Raw genomic sequence first — 3374 nt, 5'->3', positions numbered from 1 at the left:
GCCTGTTGCTGGCCGGCCTGTACGCCGAAGGCAAGACCACCGTCACCGAACCTGCGCCAACCCGTGACCACACCGAGCGGATGCTGCGCGGCTTTGGCTATGCGGTCGAGTCGAACGGCCCGGTTGCCTCGCTGCAGTCCGGTGGCAAACTCACCGCTACCCGCATCGAAGTGCCGGCCGACATTTCCTCGGCAGCGTTCTTCCTGGTGGCAGCTTCGATCGCTGAAGGCTCCGAGCTGGTGCTGGAGCACGTGGGCATCAACCCGACCCGTACCGGCGTGATCGACATCCTGCGCCTGATGGGCGGCGACATTACCCTGGAAAACCAGCGTGAAGTCGGCGGCGAGCCGGTGGCTGATCTGCGTGTGCGTGGCGCCAAACTCAAGGGTATTGATATCCCGGAAGAACTGGTACCGCTGGCCATCGACGAGTTCCCGGTGCTGTTCGTGGCCGCCGCCTGCGCCGAAGGACGTACCGTGCTGCGTGGCGCCGAAGAGCTGCGGGTGAAGGAATCCGACCGTATCCAGGTGATGGCTGACGGCCTGATCACCTTGGGCATCAAGTGTGAGCCTACTCCGGACGGCATCATCATCGACGGTGGCCAGTTGGGTGGGGGCGAAGTGCATGGTCACGGTGATCACCGCATTGCCATGGCTTTCAGCGTGGCCTCGCTGCGCGCCAGCGCGCCCATCCGCATCCATGACTGCGCCAACGTCGCCACCTCGTTCCCCAACTTCCTGGCGCTGTGTGCCGAAGTGGGTATCCGCGTGGCGGAAGAGGGCAAGTCGTGAATTCGCTGGCACCGGTCATCACCATCGACGGGCCTAGCGGCTCGGGCAAGGGCACGGTCGCCGGCCTGCTGGCCCGCGATCTGGGCTGGAAGCTGCTGGACTCGGGCGCGTTGTACCGCTTGCTGGCGTTCAATGCCAGCAATCACGGCGTCGATCTCACCAACGAAGAGTTGCTGACCAAGCTTGCCGCCCATCTGGATGTGCAGTTCATCGCTGCCGAGCCCGGTAAGCTGCAGCAGATCATCCTTGAGGGTGAGGACGTCAGCAACGTCATCCGTACCGAAACGGTAGGTGCGGGTGCGTCGATGGTGGCTTCGCTGCCGGCGGTGCGTGATGCATTGCTGGTGCGTCAGCGTGAGTTCCGCGAGGCGCCGGGGCTGATCGCCGACGGTCGCGACATGGGTACCGTGGTGTTCCCCGACGCGCCGTTGAAGGTCTTCCTTACCGCCAGCGCGGAGGAGCGTGCACGTCGTCGCTACCTGCAGTTGAAGGGCAAGGGTGAAGATGTTAGTCTGTCGAGTCTGCTGGATGAGATTCGTGCGCGTGATGAGCGCGACACCCAACGTGCAGTGGCCCCGCTGAAACCAGCGGTCGATGCCATTCAGTTGGACTCTACCGAGTTGTCCATCGAGCAGGTGTTGCAACGTATCAGGAGCGAGATCGCCCAGCGCGACCTCCTCTGATAGCCAGGAGAGCAGGCAGGGGCACCAGTCAACGTCCTGCCGGCTTTCCTTTACTTAAAACAGACCCACATTGTCTGGAATGTGGCGAGGGGCGTTTGTTTCGCCCGAATTTACAGGAATTAAAATGAGCGAAAGCTTTGCAGAACTCTTTGAAGAAAGCCTGAAAACCCTCAATCTTCAGCCGGGTGCGATCATCACCGGTATCGTTGTCGACATCGACGGCGACTGGGTTACCGTACACGCTGGCCTGAAGTCCGAGGGCGTCATCCCGCTCGAGCAGTTCTACAACGAAGCTGGCGAGCTGACCATCAAGGTCGGTGACGAAGTGCACGTTGCGCTGGACGCGGTCGAAGACGGCTTTGGCGAAACCAAACTGTCCCGTGAAAAAGCCAAGCGCGCCGAGTGCTGGATTGTTCTGGAAGCAGCTTTCGCCGCCGAAGAAGTGGTCAAGGGCGTTATCAACGGTAAGGTTAAGGGCGGCTTCACTGTCGACGTTAACGGCATCCGTGCGTTCCTGCCGGGCTCCCTGGTTGATGTCCGCCCAGTGCGCGACACCACCCACCTGGAAGGCAAAGAGCTGGAATTCAAGGTCATCAAGCTGGACCAGAAGCGCAACAACGTTGTCGTTTCCCGTCGCAGCGTGCTGGAAGCCGAGAACTCCGCCGAGCGCGAAGCCCTGCTGGAAACCCTGCAGGAAGGCCAGCAAGTCAAAGGTATCGTCAAGAACCTCACCGACTACGGCGCATTCGTGGACCTGGGCGGTATCGACGGCCTGCTGCACATCACCGACATGGCCTGGAAGCGCATCAAGCACCCATCGGAAATCGTTAACGTTGGCGACGAAGTCGACGTACGCGTTCTGAAGTTCGACCGCGAGCGCAACCGCGTTTCGCTGGGTCTGAAGCAAATGGGCGAAGATCCGTGGGTAGCTATCACTGCCCGTTACCCAGAAGGTACTCGTGTACAAGCTCGCGTTACCAACCTGACCGACTACGGCTGCTTCGCTGAGCTGGAAGAAGGCGTTGAAGGCCTGGTACACGTTTCCGAAATGGACTGGACCAACAAGAACATCCACCCGTCGAAAGTCGTTCAGGTTGGCGACGAAGTGGAAGTCATGGTTCTGGACATCGACGAAGAGCGTCGTCGTATCTCCCTGGGCATCAAGCAGTGCAAGTCCAACCCATGGGAAGACTTCTCCGGCCAGTTCAACAAGGGTGACAAGATCACCGGTACCATCAAGTCGATCACCGACTTCGGTATCTTCATCGGTCTGGACGGCGGCATCGACGGCCTGGTTCACCTGTCCGACATCTCCTGGAACGAAACCGGCGAAGAAGCCGTACGTCGTTTCAAGAAGGGCGACGAGCTGGAAACCGTCATCCTGTCGGTCGACCCAGAGCGCGAGCGCATCTCCCTGGGCATCAAGCAGCTGGAAGACGATCCGTTCTCCAACTTCGTTGCTGTCAATGACAAGGGCGCTATCGTCAAGGGCATCGTGAAAGAAGTTGACGCCAAAGGCGCCATCGTCACCCTGGCCGACGACATCGAAGCCACTCTGAAAGCTTCCGAAATCAGCCGTGACCGCGTTGAAGACGCGCGTAACGTTCTGAAGGAAGGCGAAGAGATCGAAGCCAAGATCATCAGCGTTGACCGCAAGTCCCGCGTTATCAGCCTGTCGATCAAATCGAAAGACGACGCTGAAGAGCGCGAAGCCATCCAGAGCCTGAAAAACGCTCCGGAAGCGGCTGCCGACACCACCATGGCTGCGCTGCTGCGCGAAGCAATGGCCAAGCAGAACTGAGTTCTGTTTGATCGGTAAAAAGGGCGACCCTCGGGTCGCCCTTTTTTTTGGATTTGGTTTTGTTTTGTGGTGTTCGCCGTTGGTTTTGCGGTGTTGCGC

At 59.7% G+C, this 3374-nt stretch carries 2 protein-coding genes and 1 pseudogene; all 3 read left to right on the top strand.

What is annotated here, in order from left to right; translation table 11 throughout:
• Positions 1–791 (top strand): annotated as a pseudogene (locus tag APH36_RS03810) (bifunctional prephenate dehydrogenase/3-phosphoshikimate 1-carboxyvinyltransferase); the annotation flags it as partial.
• On the top strand, positions 788–1474 hold the full coding sequence (gene cmk / locus APH36_RS03805; protein ID WP_060497551.1) for a (d)CMP kinase: 687 nt from the start codon (positions 788–790) through the stop codon (positions 1472–1474). The pseudogene APH36_RS03810 and the gene cmk, both read left to right, overlap by 4 nt.
• A 124-nt stretch (positions 1475–1598) precedes the next feature.
• Entirely contained in the window at positions 1599–3275 is a 1677-nt protein-coding gene (gene rpsA, locus APH36_RS03800) for a 30S ribosomal protein S1 (RefSeq protein WP_003252673.1), read from the top strand.
• Positions 3276–3374: the final 99 nt, after the last annotated feature.

The sequence above is a fragment of the Pseudomonas sp. NBRC 111133 genome (assembly GCF_001320605.1).
Classification (GTDB): Bacteria; Pseudomonadota; Gammaproteobacteria; order Pseudomonadales; family Pseudomonadaceae; genus Aquipseudomonas; species Aquipseudomonas monteilii.
Note: the sequence above shows the minus strand (reverse complement) of the source record. Positions and strands in the feature narration are given on the sequence as shown.